Origin of the sequence: Actinomadura sp. KC345 (assembly GCF_004348515.1) — a bacterium.
Classification (GTDB): domain Bacteria; phylum Actinomycetota; class Actinomycetes; order Streptosporangiales; family Streptosporangiaceae; genus Spirillospora.
Genome location: NZ_SMKH01000144.1, coordinates 1 through 18,815, shown reverse-complemented (window position 1 = coordinate 18,815; position 18,815 = coordinate 1). Strand labels below are relative to the sequence as shown.

The window sequence follows — 18,815 nt, the reverse complement described above, 5'->3', positions numbered from 1 at the left end:
CCCGTACGCTGCGCCGCCCCCACCGCCCTTTATCCCTCGCCCCTTGGGTCCTTATCTCCTTGTTGTTGGGGAGTGTCAGTGCTTGAGCGCGGCGACCAGGGCCGCGAAGTCGTTGCGTTCCAGGATGAGCTTTGGGCCGTCGGGGTTCTTGGAGTCGCGGAGGGCGATGATGCCGGGGGCCGACGCCAGTTCGACGCACTCGCCTCCCGTGCCGCCGCTGTGACTGCTCTTGCGCCAGGTTGCCGTGCTCAGGTCCATCGTTCTGCCTGCACCTTTCGGATGAAGTCAAGCGACTGATCTGTCGGGAGGGCCAAGCCCCGCACCTCTCGCAGGGCGCGGCGGACGGCGATCAACTCATCGCTCGCCTCCAGGGTGAACCCGCGTGCCGGGCACTCGAAGTACGCGACCTCCCGCATGTCCTCCATGGTGGCGATCGTAAAGGAACTGATGTTCCCGAGGTGATCGCCTCGCATTTTCACGATTTGTACCGACACCCCGAGGGCCTTCGGTGCCTCGATCAGGTGATCGCACTGTTCGCGCATGACCTGCGGGTTTCCGACCTCGCGCAGGAGCACCCCCTCGTCCACAAGGAAAGTGCAGCCGGGCGGAGGTGGACTCTTGCGGGTGAGGATGGCCTGCCGGGCGAGGCGTTCCTCGGTTCTCTCCTTGTCGCCGTACAGCAGCACTTCGGCGTAGTTGGGTGTCTGGAGCAGGCCGTGGACGAGCGAGAGGCTGTAACAGGTCAGCTCCTCCGCCGTCTCCTCGACGGGGAGCCACTCGTACCAGGTCGGGAACTCGGCTCCCTTGACGAGGTCCTCCCACAGTTCGACGAGTTCGCCGTCCGCTTCGAGTTCGCGGTCCATCTGCTCGGCGAACTCGCGGGTGCAGCGCGTCCGGCCGGTCTCGACCTGGCCGATGTACTGAGACGTGACGCCCTCCCCGTCACGAGCCCGGCGTGCGACGTTCTCCTGGCTCCACCCTTTCGCTTCCCGGAATCTGCGGAACCTGCGCCCGAAGGAGACCAGGCTCGGGCTGACCTTCGCTCTTGACCGTCGTGCTGCCATGCGGGCATGTTCTCCCAACCTTGACACAAGCGGTTACCAAGTTCAGAAATCCGGTCAGAAGAGATTGTCAGGCAACTACCTGCGCTTCGTGACGCTGCGTGCGTACCCGGTGGCTCAATGGGGGGCGATCAACCCGACGACGTTAGGTCGCAGTCATGCCAGCAACAGCGCTTGCCCCGGAGGTTCCGCCTCCGCTCGTCCTCGATGCCACTGACCAGGCCCCGTGTCTCGCGCGGCGGTTCCTCACCGAGCGGTTCGCCGAGTGGGGGATCGAGGACGACTACGTCGGGCGGCTCGTCGTTTGCGAGCTCGTCACCAACGCCTGGCGGCACGGGGAGGGGCCGATCGTCGTGAAGGTGTTCCGCGGCGAGAGCGACGGCCGTCCCGTGGTGGAAGTCTGGGACGCCGGAGCGGGCCGTCCCGTCATCCGGCCGCAGGACGACACCGCCATCTCAGGTCGGGGACTGCTGCTCATGGCGGAACTCGTCCACGACTGGGGCGTCCGCCCGCTCAACGAGGGAGGGAAGCTCGTATGGGCAGTGCTTCCGCTCCCAGGGTGAATGAGAACGTTGCGTTGCTGCTCCTGCGGTACTTCTTCTCCGAGTGGGCGGTAACGCGGGATCTGGACGGCACGTGGAGTGCCACCCGTCGCATCACGGTCTCGTCCGGTGACCTTGACGACCTGCTCGAAGAGCTCGCCGTCGCCGATCCCGACGCCGCGCGGCGGGGCGTTCACCTGCTCAGGGAACGTCCCCGGCCGCCTCCTGACGCGATCAGTGGTCGATGGCCAGGCGGAGGCCGAAGCCGATGAACGCCACGCCGGTGATCTGCTGGAGGCGGCGCTTCACCGCGGGACGGGTCAGGGCGCGGCGGGCGGCCGTGGCGGCGCACACGACGAGCGCCAGCCACAGCAGGCCCTCGGCCGCGTGGATGACGGCGAAGAGCATGCTCGTCCAGAACACCGAGGCGCCGTCCGGGATGAACTGCGGCAGCAGGCTCACATAGAACACTCCGACCTTCGGGTTGAGCAGGTTCGAGGTGAGGCCGGTACGGAAAGCCGTGACGCCGGACGTCCGCGTCTCCGTCGGCTCGGCCGTGTCCTGCGGCCGGCGGCGGGCGTTCCACAGGGTACGGCCGCCGAGCCACAGCAGGTAGCAGGCTCCCGCGATGCGCAGCGCGTCGAACGCGATCCGGGAGGCGGCCAGCAGCGCGGTCAACCCTGCCGCGCTCGCCAGCGCCCAGCACATCAGGCCGGTGATCACCCCCGCCGAGGCGAGCAGGCCGGACCGGCGCCCGCCCGCCACGGTGCTGCGCACGACGAGCATCATGTCGACCCCGGGCGTGATCGTCAGCAGCGCCGCGATGGCGGCGAAGGTGAGACAGGCGTTCAGCACTGGGTAATGATCTCCTGATACCTCCGAGGCGAACAAGAAGGCTGTTATGAACAAGATCGGTGACCTGGACGTCTTTCCGCTCTGCCTGGGCGGCAACGTGTTCGGCTGGACCGCGGGCAAGGAGCGCTCGTTCGAGATCCTGGACGCCTACGCGGCGGCCGGGGGCAACTTCATCGACACCTCCGACTCCTACATGGCGTCCGCGCCTGGCAACAGCGGCGGGGAGTCCGAGACGATCATTGGGGAGTGGACGCAGTCCCGCGGCAACCGGGACGACATGGTCATCGCGACCAAGGTCGGCAAGCATCCCAAGCGCGAGGGGCTGGCCCCGGACAACATCAAGGCCGCCGCGGACGACTCGCTCCGGCGGCTCCGCACCGACCGCATCGACCTGTACTACACGCACTTCGACGACCCTTCCGTTCCGGTCGGAGAGATCATGACGGCCATGGACGAGCTGGTGACCGCCGGGAAGGTCCGGCAGATCGCGGTGTCCAACATCGAACTCGACCGGCTGGAGGCGTCCCTGGAGTTCAGCGAGCGGGAGGGGACCGCCCGCTATGTCGCCATCCAGCCGCACTACAACCTGGTCTCGCGCGACACCTACGAGGGGCCGCGCCGCGACATCGCCGAACGGCACGGCCTTGCCGCCCTGCCGTACTACGGCCTCGCGTCGGGCTTCCTGACCGGCAAGTACCGTCCCGGGTCGGACGTCGACAGCGTGCGGTCCGGGAAGGCGGCGCGGCACCTGGAGACCGAGCGCGGCCGCAACGTGCTCGCCGCGCTGGACATCGTCGCCGAGGAGCAGGGCGTCGCGGTCGCGACCGCGGCCCTGGCCTGGCTCGCCGCGCAGCCGACCGTCGTCGCGCCCATCGCGAGCGCGCGGACCCTCGACCAGCTCCCGCCGCTCATCGAGGTCGCCCGCACGACCCTGACCGGCGCGCAGCTGGCACGGCTCACCGAGGCCTCCGCCTGATAGCCCAGCGACAGACCGGAGATGTCGGGATATAGCGTCCTGACGTGCCGCATTTCGAGTTTCTGCTGTTCGGTGGGCTGGCCGCGCTGATCGGCGCGATCGTCCAGAGCAGTGCCGGCCTCGGCGTCGGGCTCGTCGCGACCCCGATCGTGACGATGCTGTTCCCGTCCCTGATGCCGGGCTCGATCCTCGTCATGGCGCTCCTCCTTCCGCTCGCGACCCTCGCCCAGGAGTTCCGGCACGTCGATCTCCGGGGCCTCGGCTGGGCGTTCGGCGGCCGCCTCGCCGGTGCGCCGCTCGGGGCCTGGCTGGTGGCGGCCGTCCCGGCCCGCGCGCTCGGCATCGTGATCGGCTTCGTCGTCCTCGCCGCGCTCGCCGCGACGACCTGGGCGCGCGAGGTGCCCCGCAACCGGCGGACGCTCACCGCCGCCGGGCTCGTCTCCGGCGCCACCGCCACCGCTTCCGGCATCGGCGGCCCGCCGATCGCGCTGCTCTACCAGCGCGAGAGCGGCCCTCGCGTCCGCGCGACCCTGGCGGTCTTCTTCGTCGCCGGCGCGCTGCTCTCCCTGGCCGCCCTCGCGGTCGCCGGGCAACTCCCCGCCCGGCAGATCACCGCGGGCCTGGTGCTCCTCCCGTTCGTCCTCGCCGGGTTCCTGGCCGCCGGCCCGCTACGCCGCTACCTGGACGCGGGACGCCTCCGCCTGGCACTTCTCATCGTCGTCGGAACGTCCGCGGTGGTGCTGATCGCTCGTAATCTGATCTGATGCGCCCGACCAAGGCCGACCTGGAGGCCGCCCGCGACCGCGTCATCCCCGACGTCCTGCCCGAGGACGGCGGGACGCTGCGCGTCCTGTTCAGCGGCATCAACCCCGGTCTCTACTCAGGCGCGACCGGACACCACTTCGCGCGGCCCGGCAACCGCTTCTGGCCCGCTCTGCACCGCTCCGGCTTCACCGACCGCCTGCTGGACCCGTCCGGGCAGGACCTCCTGCCCACCTACGGCCTCGGCATCACCAACCTGGCCCACCGCACCACCGCCCGCGCCGACGAGCTGACCGACGAAGATTTCCGCGAAGGCGGCCGCCGCCTCGAAGCACTCGTCGAACGCCACCGGCCTGCCTACCTGGCGGTGGCCGGCGTCACGGCCTACCGCACCGCCTTCGCCCGCCCCCGCACCCGGATAGGCCCCCAGGACGACACCTTCGGTTCCGCGAAGGTCTGGGTCCTCCCCAATCCGAGCGGCCTCAACGCAAGCTGGCCCGTCGCCCGCATAGCCGACGAGTTCACCCGCCTCCGCCAGGCCGCCGACGCGCTCAAAACTCCGTGAGTATCTCCGGGTCGAGCGTCACGATGAACGCCGAGTCTGCCTGAACCTCGACCTTGAGTACTTCGCCCGCCATCGCCGCCGCGTAGGACCGGTAGACGCCGCCGATCTCGTCGTCCAGGACGAAGACCTGAACCTTCGGGCGGGGAGAGAACTCGACGAGCCAGTACTGGGGAATGCCGAGTGCCGCATACTCCTTCAGCTTGCGCACTCGATCAGCACGTTCACTGCCGCTGCCGGGAGAGATGACCTCGGCGACCATCAGTAGTTCGCCGCCCGGGATGACGACCGGATTGCGATCCACGATCGAGTTCCGCGCCACACTTCGGGGCACCACGAAGACATCGGGTTTCCGGATGCCCGCCGGCGTGCTGATCTCCCACTCGCCACCACCTGCGACGAACACGGTGGCGCCGGCGTCCGCTGCGCTTGCCTTGAGAAGCTCCTGCAACTGCATGGCCACCCAGTTGTGCGGTGCACTTGGGGACAACTCGATCAGCCACCCGTCCTCGAGTTCCAGGCCTCGGCCTTCGTCCTCTCGGGCGTGCAGGTCTTCCACCGTGTACGGGCCATGCCCGCCATGATCATGCGCGATGCTCACGTCCCGCTCCAGTTGGTGGCATGCCAGATCCATGCAGGGCCTAGGTTACCCCGCCCGACTTCGCGACCTAGAGTATTGGGCTCTTTACCCTCAGGTGGTGTTGTTGAGGGCGGCGGTCGTGGTGAACATGGTGGTCACCGCGCTGATCAGGGAGGGCTTCGGCTGCCAGAGGCCGGGGTGGCCGACGGTCACGATGGGGCGGGGGAGGGCGCGGACGCCGCTGAGGTGCCAGTGCTGGGAGCCGGGGGCCGACCAGGGGCCGCAGTCGCAGGAGGCGTCGCCGGTGGAGCAGACGTGGTCGAGGTCGGCCACGGCGATGACGGCGCCGATGGTGGCGAGGGGGTCGCGGGGGTCCCAGCCCGCGGCCTGGATGAGCGGGGAGTCGCACGCCTTCAGGTCGACGCGCATGGAGGCGTGGATGAGGAGCGGCCCGCGGTACGCGGTCGGCAGATCCTGGTTGGAGACGGTCTTGCCGCCACGCGCGATCGCGAACGCCCAGGGCTGCTGAACACTCATCGCCTGCACGCGGTCACCTCCGGTTCTTCCCCCGTCTCCGTCGTTCCGGGATCGCCGGGGCCCCGGCGGGAGGCCGGTGTGCCGCATGACGATGCACGAGAGGTTAGGCGCATATCGGCGGATATGCCAACGGGCGCGGTACGCGGGCCGCCGTCCGGCATGGGACCGCAGCCCGGCCGTTCGATTCCCATGCGGATCTCCTTTGATCACTCCTGTGACGCGTGAGGGCGCGGTGAGGTTGACGTACCGCTGTGTTTCAGCCCTTCAGCGCGCCCGCCATGAGGCCTCGCATGAAGAATCGTCCGAGCAGGAGGTAGACGAGGAGGGTCGGCAGGGACGCCAGGAGGGCCGAGGCCATCTGCACGTTGTACTGGACGGCGACCGCGCCCGACCCGGCGGTGTTGTTCAGCATCACCGTGACGGGCCAGCTGTCGGGGGCGCCGAGGAACACCGCGAACAGGAAGTCGTTCCACATCGAGGTGAACTGCCAGATCAGCGTCACCGCGAACGCCGGGCCCGAGACGGGCAGGACGACCGACCAGTACGTGCGCAGCATCCCGGCGCCGTCGACGCGGGACGCCTCGATCAGTTCGTCCGGGATCGTCACGTAGTAGTTCCGGAAGATCAGCGTGCAGATGGGGATGCCGTACACGACGTGCGCGAGGATGAGGCCGCGGATCGTCCCGGAGAGCTCGATGTCCGTCAGCAACCCGGCCAGCGGGATCATCACCGCCTGGTACGGGATGAACATGCCGAACAGGAACAGGGTGAACACGACGTCCGCGCCGGGGAACCTCCACTTGGACAGCACGTAGCCGTTCAGCGAGCCGAGCACCGCCGAGATGACCGACCCGGTGACGGCGATCTTGACGCTGTTCGCCAGGCCGGCCTTCAGCTCGTCCCACGCGGCGGTCCAGCCGGAGGTGCTCCACTCGCCCGGCAGGCTCCACGCGCTGCTGGGGTCGGCCTCGTCCAGCGGCTTGAAGCTGGTGACGACCAGCACGTACACGGGGATGAGGAACAGCAGGACGAACGCCAGCAGGATGACCGGCTTCACGATCTGCCCGGCACCGCGCCCGCGCCCGCGCGCCGCCGGCGCCTTGATCGCCGTCACCGCTGCCGCTCCGAGCGCACCGACCAGACGAGGTACGGGATCACCAGGACGGCGACCGCCACCAGCATGTACGTGGCGATGGTGGCCCCGTTGGCGGGGTCGTGCCGGTCGAAGATCTCGACGTAGGTGGCGACCGCCGGGACATAGGTGATGATCTGCTTGCCCGCGATCGCCATGATCAGGTCGAACACCTTCAGCGAGATGTGCCCGAGGATGATCAGCGCGGACAGCGTCACCGGGCGGAGCTGCGGGAACACCACGTACCGGTACACCTTCCACTCGGACGCGCCGTCCACGCGCGCCGCCTCGCGCAGGTCCTCGGGGACGCTGCGGAACCCGGCGAGATACAACGCCATGACATATCCGGACATCTGCCAGATCGCGGGCAGCGCCATCGCCGCCATGCCCCAGTCCTGGTTCTGCCACCAGTCGTTCGCCAGCGCCCCCAGATGGAGCTTGTCGAACAGCTGGTTCAGGCCGACCGCGCGCTCCGGCGGCGCCGGGTTCATCAGCCAGCGCCACACCACGCCCGTGGCGATGAACGACACCGCCATCGGGAACAGGTAGATGATCCGGAAGGACGCCTCACCGCGGACGCCCTTGTCCATCAGGAACGCGAGGAACGCGCCGAGCAGCAGGGCGCCGACGACGAACACGGCGGTGAACACCAGCGCGTTCCGCACGGCGCCCGGCCAGCTCGGCTGGTCCCACAGGTCGACGAAGTTCCTGCCCCCGTCGAACCCGTACTCCGAAACCTCGTCGTGCTTGCCGCTCAGCGCGACCCGCGTGTTCCAGAAGATGAGCCCGTAGACGAACACGCCGATCGCGATGATGGACGGCGAGACCAGCAGCAGCCCCGGCAGCCACTTCCGGATGCGGCGAAGCCTCACTGTCCGCTGTTCTCGGCCGCGTTCACCAGCGCCTCCTGGAGCTTGCCCACGTCCTTGTTCTGCAGGAACAGGCCCACGGCGGTGTCGATGTCGGTGTGCCACTTGTTATTGGCGGTCACGCCGTGCCAGAACGAACCCGCGAGCTTGATGTCGGGGCTGTTCCAGCGTTCGAACGCGTACTGCAGGTAGCCCTTGTAGAGGCTCTTGTCGGCGTCCGTGCGGGCGGGGATGGAGCCCTTCTTCGGGTTGAAGAGGTCCTGCCCCTCCTTGCTGGACACCTCCTTCAGCCACGCGAGCGCCCCACCGCGGTGCGGCGCGCCCTTGGGCAGGGTGAAGCTGTCCGACAGCCACATGTAGGTGCCCTCGGTGCCGGGGGCCGGCGCGTACTTGAAGTCGGTGTCGAGCTTCTTGCCGAGGCCGTTGGGAGCCGCGCCGACGAAGTAGCCGTACGCCCAGTCGCCCATGATGTTGAACGCGGCCTTGTCGTCCACGACGGCCTTCGCGGCGCCCTGCCAGTCGGTGGACGCGGCCTCCATCGTCGTGTACTTCATGATCTCGGCGAACTCGTTCAGCGCCTTGGTGACGGCCGCGCCGCCCCAGTCCGCGCCCGGCTCCCACAGCGCGTTGTAGGCGTCGGTGCCGAGACTGCCCAGCAGGACGTTCTCCAGCAGGTGGTCGGCCGTCCACTGCGCGCCGAGCGACAGCGGGACCTTGCCGGTCTCGGCGTCGACGGCCTTGAGCGCGGTGATGAACTCGGCGATCGACGTGGGCGGGCCGTCGACCCCGGCGTCCTCAAGGATCTCGGGGTTGTACCAGAGCACGTTCGACCGGTGGATGTTCACCGGGACCGAATAGATGTGCCCCTTGTAGGTGATCTGATCGAGAAGCTGTTTCGGGTAGACCGAGTTCAGGTTGTTCTGCTTGAAGAAGTCGTCCAGCGGCTCGATCTGCCCGGCCTTGATGTAGTCGAGCAGCTCGGCGCCCGCGTGGCCCTGGAACGAGTCCGGCGGCTTGTTGTTCTGCAGCCGGCTCGCCAGGACGGCCTTGGCCTGCGTGCCGGACCCGCCGGCGATGGCCGCGTTGGTGAACTTGGTACCGGGATTCTTCTTCTCGAAGTCGGCCTGCATCGCCTTCAGCCCGTCGGCCTCACCCGGACCGGTCCACCAGGAGAAGACCTCGACCTCGGACTTGTCGTTGTTCGAGCCCTCGTCCTCGTTCGCGCCGCAACCCGACAGGGCGAGGGCTCCGGTCATCGCGACGGCCGCGTACACCGTCAGGCGGCGCTTTGGGTTGCGTACTCGCATCGTCCGTCCCTTCGATTACCCCGGGGAAGCAAGCGTCCGTTCGGAACTGCGCACCGGTCAACATCGGAGACGGAAAAGTGATCAAGCGGTGATGCCGCGTCATGAGGGACGAACGGGACGTGCGGCGCCGCCGTCCGCGCGGGTCACCAGCCGAGGGCGGGCGGCAGGTCCTCCCGGCCGGCGTCGGGCCACTCCAGCGGGGCGCCCAGCGGCGCGAGCTCGGCGAGCTGGAGCCGGTACCACGGCGACGATTCGGGCCTGGCGGTCAGTTCCAGGCAGCGGTCCCACGTCCACCACTCGGCGCGTTCCACCTCGTCCGGGTTCGGGTGGACGGGCCCCTCCGCCGGGACGGTGGCGCGCACGACGGGGCAGCGCTCGTTCTCGACCGTCCCGTCCTCGGCGACGGCCCGGTACTGGAACCCGGGCAGGACGGAGGTGAGCGACGCGTCCGGCATGCCCAGCTCGTCCCGCAGGCGCCTCAGGACGGCGTCGCGCAATCCCTCGCCCGGAGCCGGGTGACCGCAGCAGCTCCCCGTCCAGACGCCGGGGAACGTCCGCTTGTCCAGGGCGCGCTGAGTGATGAGGACACGACCCTCCGTATTCACCACATAGCATGAAAAAGCCAGGTGGTACGGCGTGTCATTGTGGTGGCTGGTGCTCTTCGGCGCGGTCCCGACGGCCTCGTCTTCCGCGTTGAGCAGCACGATCTCTTCGACGACCATGCTCTGTTCCTACCCCATCCCCGCTCGTGCGGGCGGTCGTTTCCTCGCGGGTCAGTCTTTTCACACCCGTGAGGCAGGTGGCCCCCGGCGCGTCGGGGGCCGACCGGGATTAAACTCGGAACGGCCCGAGCCAGGGGAGACCCGATCCCCGACGGAGGAGTTGAAACGAGTGAGCTTGCTGGAGTCGATCACAGGTCCCGACGACCTCAAGCGACTGGACGCCGCTCAACTGCCTCGGCTCGCGGAGGAGATCCGCGAGTTCCTCGTCCAGGCGGTCTCCAGAACCGGCGGGCATCTGGGGCCCAACCTCGGGGCGGTCGAGCTGACGATCGCGTTGCACCGGGTCTTCGACTCGCCGCACGACAAGATCCTTTTCGACACGGGGCACCAGGCCTACGTCCACAAGATGCTGACCGGACGGCACGACTTCGACCTACTGCGCAAGCGCGGCGGGCTGTCCGGCTACCCGAGCCGCGCCGAGTCCGAGCACGACGTCATCGAGAACTCGCACGCCTCGACCGCCCTGTCGTACGCCGACGGGTTCGCCAAGGCGTTCCAGATCCGCGGCGAGTCCGACCGCGCGGTGGTGGCCGTGGTCGGCGACGGCGCGCTGACCGGCGGGATGTGCTGGGAGGCGCTCAACAACATCGCGGGCGGCGCCGACCGCCCCGTCATCATCGTGGTCAACGACAACGGCCGCTCCTACTCGCCGACGATCGGCGGCCTTGCGTCCCACCTGGCCAACCTGCGGGTCACCCAGGGCTACGAGCACGCGCTCGACCTGATCAAGAAGACCGTGCCGCGCGCCCCGGTGGTCGGGAGCGTCGCCTACGAGGCCCTGCACGGCATCAAGAAGGGCCTCAAGGACGTCCTGCAGCCGCAGGCCATGTTCGAGGACCTCGGCATGAAGTACGTCGGCCCCATCGACGGGCACGACGAGGACGCCGTCGAACGCGCGCTGCGCCGCGCCCGCGGGTTTGGCCAGCCGGTCATCGTGCACTGCATCACCACCAAGGGACGCGGCTACGCCCCGGCGGAGAACGACGACGAGGACTGCATGCACGGCGGCGGCGCGTTCGACCCCGCCACCGGAGCGTTCGTCCGCAAGAAGGGCGGGCCCGCCTGGACGAAGGTCTTCGGCGAGGAGATGGTCGAGATCGGGCGGGAGCGCGGCGACGTGGTCGGCATCACCGCCGCGATGCTGTACCCGACCGGGCTCGCCCCGTTCGCCGAGGCGTTCCCCGAGCGCATCTTCGACGTCGGCATCGCCGAGCAGCACGCCGTCACCTCCGCCACCGGGCTCGCGATGGGCGGCCTGCACCCGGTCGTGGCCGTCTACGCGACGTTCCTCAACCGCGCGTTCGACCAGGTCCTGATGGACACGGCGCTGCACCGCCAGCCGGTGACGTTCGCGTTGGACCGCTCCGGCGTGACCGGCGACGACGGCGCCAGCCACAACGGCATGTGGGACATGTCGATCCTGCAGCTCGTCCCGGGCATGCGCGTAGCCGTCCCGCGCGACGGCGCCCGGCTCCGGGAACTGCTGCGCGAGTGCGTGGCCGTCGACGACGGCCCGACCGCGATCCGCTACCCGAAGGGTCCCGCCGCCGACGACATCGAGGCGATCGGCAAGGCGGGCGAGATGGACGTCCTGGCCCGCCACGACGGCTCCAACGGCACCCGCGTCCTGCTGGTCGCGGCCGGCTCGATGGCGGCGCCCGCGGTGGAGGCGGCCGAGCTGGTCGCCGCCCAGGGCATCGGCGTCACCGTCGTCGACCCGCGGTGGGTCAAGCCGCTCGACCCGGCGCTGCTCGACCTCGCCCGCGACCACGCGCTCGTCGCCGTCGCCGAGGACAACGGCCGCACCGGCGCCGTCGGCGACGCCGTCGCCCGCCTCCTGCGCGACGCCGAGGTCGACGCCCCGGTCCGCACGTTCGGCATCCCCCAGGAGTTCCTCGACCACGCCGCCCGCGCCGAGATCCTCAGCGACATCGGCCTGACCCCCCAGGCCCTCGCCCGCGACATCACGGCGTTCGCCACGGCGTTGCCCTCGGCGTCAGGCGCGGAGCGCCTCACCTCAGCGGACGACGCGCGCGATCGCTAGCATCGCTCCGGCTCGCTGCGCGATCGCGACGCCCGATGTCGTCGACGGCCGAGGAGGCCACACCCGGCTCAGACGCCCTCGGCGGCCAGCAGTTGCCAGAAGTGGGTGATGGACGCGGCGGCGGTGCCGAGTTCGCGGCCCGAGTAGGTCCATCGCCCGCGCAGGCGCCAGGGGCGGCCGTTGCCGTCCCTGACGAAGACCTGGAGCGGGAAGCAGGCGTCGTGCGCGCGGATGACGCCGGACGAGTCGACCGAGGGGTCGAGCCGGGGCTCGCCCTCGCACCGCACGCCCATCACGGACGTGCGCGGGTCCTGGCGCAGGAGTCCCTGGGTCAGGTCGTACACGAGCACGGACACGTAGTCAGGGCCCAGCCACCTCAGGTCGGGGACCGACTCGGGTGGGGGGAACCCGTACAGTTCTGGACCGCCGGTCACACGCGGCACCGTAGCGTCCGGGTCACATGTCCGTCACTACCTTGCGCGCGGGATCTTGGCGCGGAGGAGAGTCACTCCCGGCCGCGGCAGGCGGACGTCATCGCCTCCCAGCGGGCGAGCTTGACGCGCTCGCCACGGTCGAGGGACTCGGCGAGGGCGATCTCGGCGGCGTCCAGCCTGAGCCAGTCCTCGTAGGTGACGACGGGGAGGCCGCGGGACTCCAGCAGCTCCTCGATGGTGCGCTTGGGGTTCGTCTCGGCGCCTTCCAGGTCCTCCAGGAGGTTGCGGACGGTCTCGGCGGCGTCGGACTTGTTCGTGCCGACGACGCCGGACGGGCCGCGCTTGATCCAGCCGGCGACGTACTCGCGGGGTACGGGGTCGCCGTCCGGGCCGGTGATGCGCCCGCCCTCGTTCGGCACGGTGTAGGAGCGCTCGTCGAACGGGACGCCGTCCAGGGGGACGCTCTGGTAGCCGACCGAGCGCATGACCAGGCCGACGGGAAGGGTCTCGAACTCGCCCGTTCCGATGACGCGGCCGGTCTCGTCCAGCCGGGTCCTCTCCAGCTTCAGGCCCTCGACGCGGTCGGATCCGATGATCTCGGCGGGGGCGCGCCAGAACCGCACGTCGATGTGGCGGGGGCGCCCGGCGGCGGGCTCGCCGGTCCAGGCGCTGAGCGCCTTGATGTTGCCGCCGACCTTGCGGTCGCTCCCGGCCAGCTCGGCGCTCGCGGGGTCGAGGTCCATGTCCTCGGGGCTGACGTGGATGCTCGCGTTCGGCAGCTCGCCCAGCTCGCGGGCCTCTTTGGTGGTGAACTTCGCCTGCGCCGGGCCGCGCCGCCCGATCATGTGGACGCGCTTGACCCGGCTGGCCGACAGCGCCTCGATGACCTGCTCCGGGACGTCGGTTTCGCGCAGCTCGCCGGCCGTCTTGGCCAGGATCCGGACGACGTCGACGGCCACGTTCCCGACGCCGATGACCGCGACCTCCTCGACGGACAGGTCGAAGGAGTGGTCGGCGGCGTCGGGGTGCCCGCAGTACCAGTTGACGAAGTCGGTCGCGGCGATGCTGCCGGGCAGCTCCTCGCCGGGGATGCGCAACTGCCGGTCGACCATCGCGCCGGTGGAGTAGATGACGGCGTCGTAGCAGTCGAGCAGCTCGGTGCGGCTGACGTCCCGTCCCAGCTCGACGCAGCCGAAGAAGCGGACGGCGGGATTCTCCAGCACCCTCTGCAGGTACTTGGCGATCGACTTGATCGACTTGTGGTCGGGCGCGACGCCGTAGCGAACCAGCCCGTACGGCGTCGGCAGCCGGTCGAACACGTCCACCCGGACGTCGCCGTCGGTCTGCTTGACGAGGGCCTCGGCGGCGTAGATCCCCGCAGGTCCGGAGCCGATCACCGCGACGAGTGCTGGAGAAGCCATGCGGGCCATTGTGCCCACCCGGCGAGCAAAAGGACACAGTGACCCCCGTCACGGGCGGCAGGCCGCGCGTCCGGCGAACGTAAGAGTTCCCCGGCTGCTCCGGCAGGTCGGTCGGACGGGCCTCGCGAGGAGCGTGCAACCACGACTGTTCGTGATCTTGCAGGTCCGGCAAGTCCCGGACCGGGTGAGGCGGTTCACTGTTCTCCGGGGGCCGTGCCGATGTGCCCGAGACGGCTCTTCCGGTAGCCGTACGCGGCGTACACGACGACGCCGATGCCCATCCACACCAGGAACCGGATCCAGGTCTCCACCGGCAGGTTGATCATCACGAACAGGCAGGCCAGCACGGACAGGATGGGGACGAGCGGGACCAGCGGGGTGCGGAACGCGCGCGGCAGGTCCGGGCGGGTGCTGCGCAGGATCACCACGGCGACCGAGACGACGAGGAACGCGAACAGCGTGCCGATGTTGACGAGCGTGGCGAGCTCGGCCAGCGGGATGAACCCGGCGAGGGCGGCGACGATGACGCCCATGATGATCGTCGAGCGGTAGGGGGTCTGGAAGCGCGGGTGGACGGCCGAGAGCCAGGCGGGCATCAGGCCGTCCCGGCTCAGCGCGAAGAAGATGCGGCTCATCCCGAGCAGCAGGATCATCACGACCGTGATGAGGCCGACGACGGCGCCGACGTCGATGACCGTGGCGAACCCGGGATGGCCGACGTGCTCGAACGCGTCCGCGAGGGGTGCGTCGGTGCTCAGCTCGGTGTAGTGCTGCATGCCGACGACCACGGTCGACACGGCCGCGTACAGGATGGCGGTGATGACGAGGGAGCCGATGAGGCCGATCGGCAGGTCCCGCTGCGGGTTGCGGGCCTCCTCGGACGCGGTGGCGACGATGTCGAACCCGATGTAGGCGAAGAACACGATCGCGACGGCGGAGAAGACGCCGAGCCAGCCGAAGGCGACCGGCGTGACGCCGAACAGCACCTGCATCAGCGGCGCGTCCAGGCCGCCGACCTCCGGGGTCGACTCCGAGGGCGGGATGAACGGTTCGTAGTTGGTGCCCTTGACGAAGAAGAGCCCCGCGACGATCACCAGCAGCACCACCGACACCTTGATCGCCACCACCACGGCGGTGACCCGTGAGGAGATCTTGATGCCGAGGACGAGCAGCGCGGTCACCAGCAGCACGAGTACGATCGCCGGGACGTTGACCGTCCCGCCCTCGCCCGGCGGGTCGGCGATGGCGGTCGGCAGCGTGATGCCGATGCCGTCCAGCAGCGAGGCGAAGTACCCGGACCATCCGACCGCGACGACGGCGGCGCCGAGCGCCATCTCCAGGATGAGGTCCCAGCCGATGATCCACGCCGGGAACTCGCCGAGCGTGGCGTAGGAGAAGGTGTAGGCCGACCCGGCGACCGGGACCGTGGAGGCGAACTCGGCGTAGCACAGCGCCGCGAGCCCGCACACCACGGCGGCGAAGATGAACGACAGCGCGACCGCGGGTCCCGCGTTGTCCCGGGCGACCTGGCCGGTCAGCACGAAGATGCCCGTCCCGACGATGACGCCGACCCCGAACACGGTCAGGTCGAGTGCCGACAGGGCCCGCCGCAGCCTGTGCTCCGGTTCCTCCGTGTCGCTGATCGACTGCTCGACCGACTTCGTGCGCAGCAGGTTCATCCTCGGTGTCCCTTCGCCTCCCGGGTGATCGACACGGCCGCCGAACGTATGCCCATCTGTGTGCGACTTATGGCCGGGGAAACGCATGCACGCCCCGTGACGTGCGGTGACACCGGGAAAGGCGTCTCGAACCGCGGTCCGAAACGCCTCTTTTCCCGGGGCAAGCGCAGCGGGTCAGGCCGGCAGGGAGGCGACCCCCGGCTCCAGGAAGCGGCGGCCGGTGACCCTTTCGGCCACGCCCGACCGGTCCAGGTACGGGGTGATGCCGCCGAGGTGGAACGGCCAGCCGGCGCCGAGGATCATGCACAGGTCGATGTCCTGCGGGGCCGCGACGACGCCCTCGTCGAGCATGATGCGGATCTCGTCGGCGAGCGCGCCGAGCGCGCGGCCGAGGACCTGCTCCTCGGTGGACGGGTCCGCTCCGCCGGCGAAGATCTCCGCCACCTCCGGGTCGAGGGAGAAGTCGGGCAGGTATACGCCGGACTTGCCGGACGCGACCAGCTTCGCCAGGTTGCTCGACAGCGGGAACCGGTCCGGGAACGCCTCGTGCAGGGTCTCGTTCACGTGCAGCGCGATCGCCGGGCCGACGAGGCCCATCAGCACGAACGGCGGCATCGGCAGGCCCAGCGGCGCGGCGGCGCGCTCGGCGACCTCGATCGGCGTGCCCTCGTCCACCGTCCGGACGATCTCGGCGAGCAGCCGCAGCAGGACGCGGTTGACGACGAACGCGGGGGCGTCCTTCACCAGCACGCACGACTTCTTCAGCTGCTTGCCCGCCGCGAACGCGGTGGCCAGCGTCGTGTCGTCGGTCCGCTCGCCCCGGACGATCTCCAGGAGCGGCAGGACCGCGACCGGGTTGAAGAAGTGGAAGCCGACCACCCGCTCGGGGTGCCTCAGCCCGGACGCCATCTCGCTGACCGCCAGCGACGAGGTGTTGGTGGCGAGGACGCACTCGGCCGAGACGTACTCCTCGACCTCGGCGAACACCTTCTTCTTGACCGACATCTCCTCGAAGACGGCCTCGATGACGAAGTCGGCGCCGGCGAACGCGTCCTTGCCGAGCGAGCCGGTGATCAGGGACTTGAGCCGGTTCGCCTTGTCGGGGGAGACCCGACCCTTGCCGAGCAGCCTGTCGATCTCGGCGTGCGCGTGGCCGACGCCCTTGTCCAGGCGCTCCTGGTCGAGGTCGGTCAGCACGACCGGTACCTCCAGGCGGCGCGCGAACAGCAGCGCGAGCTGCGCGGCCATCAGCCCGGCGCCGACGACGCCGACCTTGGTGATCTTGCGGGCCAGGGACGTGTCGGGTGCCCCGGCGGGCCTCTTCGCGCGCTTCTGGGTGAGGTCGAACGCGTACAGGCCGGCGCGCAGCTCGTCGCTCATGATGAGGTCGGCCAGTGCTTCGTCCTCGGCCTCGAAGCCCTCGTCGCGGGTGCGGTCCTTGGCCGCGGCGATCAGGTCGAGCGCGCGGGTGTAGGACGGGGCCGCGCCGTGGAGTTTGCCGTCCACGTTCCAGCGCGCCATCGCGACGGCGTCGTCCCACGCCTTGCCCGTGTCGACCTCGGGCCGCCGGACGACGATGTCGCCGTTCAGGACGCGGGCCGTCCAGGCGAGCGACTCCTCCAGGAAGTCGGCCGAGTCGAAGATCGCGTCGGCGATGCCCAGCTCGTACGCCTGCGGGCCCTTCAGCGTGCGGTTCTGCGCGAGCGGGTTGTCGATGACGACCTTGAGCGCCTTCTCCGCGCCGATCAGGTTGGGCAGCAGGTACGTCCCGCCCCAGCCGGGCACGAGCCCGAGGAACGTCTCGGGCAGCGCGAGCGCCGGGACGCCGGAGGAGATCGTCCGGTACGTGCAGTGCAGCCCGATCTCGACGCCGCCGCCCATCGCCGCGCCGTTGTAGTAGGCGAACGACGGGACGTCCAGCTCGCCGAGCCGCCGGAACACGTCGTGGCCGAGCCGGGCGATCGCGTGCGCGTCCGCGCGGCTCGTGATCAGCGGGACGCCGTTGAGGTCGGCGCCCACGGCGAAGACGAACGGCTTGCCGGTGACGCCGACCGCCGCGATGTCGTCGCGCCCGGCGACCGAGTCGAGGGCGGCGTTCAGGTCGGCGAGGCCGTTGGGGCCGAAGGTGCTGGGCTTGGTGTGGTCGTGTCCGTTGTCGAGTGTGATGAGGGCGACGGTGCCCGCGCCGTACGGGAGCGTGACGTCCCTGACATACGCGCGCGTGACGAGCTCGTCCTTGAAGAGTTCCGCGAGGTCGCTCACTTCGTCCCCTCCCAGTCGGCGTTCTCCCAGAGGACGGTTCCGCCCATGCCCATGCCCACGCACATCGTGGTCAGTCCATAGCGGACGTCCGTACGCTCCTCGAACAGGCGGGAGAGCTGGTTCATCAGCCGGACGCCGGACGAGGCGAGCGGATGCCCGAGGGCGATCGCCCCGCCCCACGGATTCACCCGCGCGTCGTCGTCGGCGATCTTGAAGTGCTCCAGGAACGCCAGCACCTGCACCGCGAACGCCTCGTTGATCTCGATGAGGCCGATGCCGTCCATGGTCAGCGCGTTGCGGGCGAGGAGCTTCTCGGTGGCGGGGACGGGTCCGACGCCCATGACCTCCGGCTCGACGCCGGCGAAGGCGAAGTCGACGAGCCGCATCTTCGGGGTGAGGCCGAGGTCGCGGGCCACGTCCTCGGCGGCCAGCAGGCACGCGGTGGCGCCGTCGTTGAGCCCGGCGGCGTTCCCCGGCGTGACGTTGCCGTGCACGCGGAAGGGGGTCTTCAGCCCGGCCAGGTCGTCGAGGGTGGTGCCGGGGCGCGGCGGCTCGTCCTCGGTCGCGAGCCCCCACCCCTTCTCGGGGGAGCGGATCGCGGTCGGCACGAGGTCCGGCTGGATCTTCCCGGCGGCGTAGGCGGCGGCGACCTTCTGCTGGCTGCGGACGGCGTAGGCGTCCGCGCGGTCCTTGGTGATGCCGGGGAACCGGTCGTGCAGGTTCTCCGCGGTGGAGCCCATGACCAGGGCCGACGGGTCGACGAGCCGGTCGGCGAGGAACCGGGGGTTCGGGTCCGCGCCCTCGCCCATCGGGTGCCGCCCCATGTGCTCGACGCCGCCCGCGATGACGACGTCGTAGGAGCCGAAGGAGATCCCGGCGCCGGACGTGGTCACGGCGGTCATCGCGCCCGCGCACATCCGGTCGACGGCGTAGCCGGGGACGCTCTTGGGCAGCCCGGCCAGCACGGCGGCGGACCGCCCGATGGTCAGGCCCTGGTCGCCGGTCTGGGT

19 protein-coding genes are annotated in these 18,815 nt (G+C 69.8%); 5 read left to right on the top strand and 14 right to left on the bottom strand.

Annotated features, from left to right (window positions below; genetic code table 11):
- Nucleotides 1–75 precede the first annotated feature (75 nt).
- Nucleotides 76–258, bottom strand: coding sequence for a DUF397 domain-containing protein (locus tag E1281_RS22890; protein WP_131881436.1), 183 nt, complete (start codon nucleotides 256–258; stop codon nucleotides 76–78).
- A complete protein-coding gene (locus E1281_RS22885) occupies nucleotides 249–1,064 on the bottom strand; it encodes a helix-turn-helix transcriptional regulator (protein WP_131881434.1) in 816 nt (271 codons plus the stop codon). The genes E1281_RS22890 and E1281_RS22885 overlap by 10 nt, the downstream gene beginning before the upstream one ends.
- A gap of 155 nt (nucleotides 1,065–1,219) precedes the next feature.
- Between E1281_RS22885 and E1281_RS22880 the strand changes: the two genes are divergently transcribed.
- The gene (locus E1281_RS22880) at nucleotides 1,220–1,624 is read left to right on the top strand and encodes an ATP-binding protein (RefSeq protein ID WP_131881432.1); all 405 of its coding nucleotides are present in this window, start codon (nucleotides 1,220–1,222) and stop codon (nucleotides 1,622–1,624) included.
- 213 nt (nucleotides 1,625–1,837) lie between these two features.
- Here E1281_RS22880 and E1281_RS22875 read toward each other — a convergent pair whose 3' ends face one another.
- The gene (locus E1281_RS22875) at nucleotides 1,838–2,458 is read right to left on the bottom strand and encodes a LysE family translocator (protein ID WP_131881430.1); all 621 of its coding nucleotides are present in this window, start codon (nucleotides 2,456–2,458) and stop codon (nucleotides 1,838–1,840) included.
- A gap of 46 nt (nucleotides 2,459–2,504) precedes the next feature.
- On the opposite strand from E1281_RS22875, the gene E1281_RS22870 reads away from it, so the two are divergent.
- From E1281_RS22870 to mug, 3 genes are read left to right on the top strand one after another with little or no spacing between them, the layout of a single operon-like run.
- On the top strand, nucleotides 2,505–3,434 hold the full coding sequence (locus E1281_RS22870; RefSeq protein ID WP_131881428.1) for an aldo/keto reductase: 930 nt from the start codon (nucleotides 2,505–2,507) through the stop codon (nucleotides 3,432–3,434).
- Nucleotides 3,435–3,478: 44 nt separating this feature from the next.
- Entirely contained in the window at nucleotides 3,479–4,198 is a 720-nt protein-coding gene (locus tag E1281_RS22865; protein WP_131881426.1) for a sulfite exporter TauE/SafE family protein, read from the top strand.
- Nucleotides 4,198–4,761 (top strand): G/U mismatch-specific DNA glycosylase, encoded by a 564-nt coding sequence (gene mug, locus E1281_RS22860; RefSeq protein ID WP_207943432.1) that lies wholly within the window; start codon nucleotides 4,198–4,200, stop codon nucleotides 4,759–4,761. Before E1281_RS22865 ends, mug begins: the two co-directional genes overlap by 1 nt.
- On the opposite strand, the gene E1281_RS22855 is transcribed toward mug, so the two are convergent.
- The 6 genes from E1281_RS22855 to idi all read right to left on the bottom strand — a co-directional run bounded on the left by E1281_RS22855 (nucleotide 4,748) and on the right by idi (nucleotide 9,905).
- Entirely contained in the window at nucleotides 4,748–5,359 is a 612-nt protein-coding gene (locus E1281_RS22855) for a Uma2 family endonuclease (RefSeq protein WP_243717265.1), read from the bottom strand. The genes mug and E1281_RS22855 overlap by 14 nt on opposite strands.
- 90 nt (nucleotides 5,360–5,449) lie before the next feature.
- Nucleotides 5,450–5,875, bottom strand: coding sequence for a hypothetical protein (locus E1281_RS22850; RefSeq protein WP_243717264.1), 426 nt, complete (start codon nucleotides 5,873–5,875; stop codon nucleotides 5,450–5,452).
- 256 nt (nucleotides 5,876–6,131) lie between these two features.
- Complete coding sequence (locus E1281_RS22845) at nucleotides 6,132–6,935, bottom strand: carbohydrate ABC transporter permease (RefSeq protein WP_131881440.1); 804 nt, start codon at nucleotides 6,933–6,935, stop codon at nucleotides 6,132–6,134.
- Between the two features lie 50 nt (nucleotides 6,936–6,985).
- Nucleotides 6,986–7,879 carry a sugar ABC transporter permease gene (locus tag E1281_RS22840; RefSeq protein WP_243717262.1) on the bottom strand — a complete coding sequence of 298 codons (894 nt, stop codon included), beginning with the start codon at nucleotides 7,877–7,879 and terminating at the stop codon, nucleotides 6,986–6,988.
- Entirely contained in the window at nucleotides 7,876–9,183 is a 1,308-nt protein-coding gene (locus E1281_RS22835; protein ID WP_131881418.1) for an ABC transporter substrate-binding protein, read from the bottom strand. Before E1281_RS22835 ends, E1281_RS22840 begins: the two co-directional genes overlap by 4 nt.
- A 143-nt stretch (nucleotides 9,184–9,326) precedes the next feature.
- Complete coding sequence (gene idi / locus E1281_RS22830; RefSeq protein WP_131881416.1) at nucleotides 9,327–9,905, bottom strand: isopentenyl-diphosphate Delta-isomerase; 579 nt, start codon at nucleotides 9,903–9,905, stop codon at nucleotides 9,327–9,329.
- Between the two features lie 169 nt (nucleotides 9,906–10,074).
- Here idi and dxs point away from each other — a divergent pair, with 169 nt between their 5' ends.
- Nucleotides 10,075–12,009 (top strand): 1-deoxy-D-xylulose-5-phosphate synthase, encoded by a 1,935-nt coding sequence (gene dxs / locus E1281_RS22825; protein ID WP_131881414.1) that lies wholly within the window; start codon nucleotides 10,075–10,077, stop codon nucleotides 12,007–12,009.
- 68 nt (nucleotides 12,010–12,077) lie between these two features.
- Here dxs and E1281_RS22820 read toward each other — a convergent pair whose 3' ends face one another.
- The 5 genes from E1281_RS22820 to E1281_RS22800 form a co-directional block, all read right to left on the bottom strand.
- Nucleotides 12,078–12,443, bottom strand: a complete 366-nt coding sequence (locus E1281_RS22820; protein WP_131881412.1) for a hypothetical protein — start codon at nucleotides 12,441–12,443, stop codon at nucleotides 12,078–12,080.
- 71 nt (nucleotides 12,444–12,514) lie between these two features.
- Nucleotides 12,515–13,864: an FAD-dependent oxidoreductase gene (locus E1281_RS22815; protein WP_131881410.1), complete on the bottom strand. Its 1,350-nt coding sequence runs from the start codon at nucleotides 13,862–13,864 to the stop codon at nucleotides 12,515–12,517.
- 194 nt (nucleotides 13,865–14,058) lie between these two features.
- Nucleotides 14,059–15,543, bottom strand: coding sequence for an amino acid permease (locus E1281_RS22810; RefSeq protein ID WP_131881408.1), 1,485 nt, complete (start codon nucleotides 15,541–15,543; stop codon nucleotides 14,059–14,061).
- A gap of 174 nt (nucleotides 15,544–15,717) precedes the next feature.
- Nucleotides 15,718–17,805, bottom strand: a complete 2,088-nt coding sequence (locus tag E1281_RS22805; protein WP_131881406.1) for a 3-hydroxyacyl-CoA dehydrogenase NAD-binding domain-containing protein — start codon at nucleotides 17,803–17,805, stop codon at nucleotides 15,718–15,720.
- Nucleotides 17,802–18,815, bottom strand: a 1,014-nt coding sequence (locus tag E1281_RS22800; protein WP_131881404.1) for an acetyl-CoA C-acyltransferase, incomplete at its 5' end; no start/stop codon positions are given. The genes E1281_RS22805 and E1281_RS22800, both read right to left, overlap by 4 nt.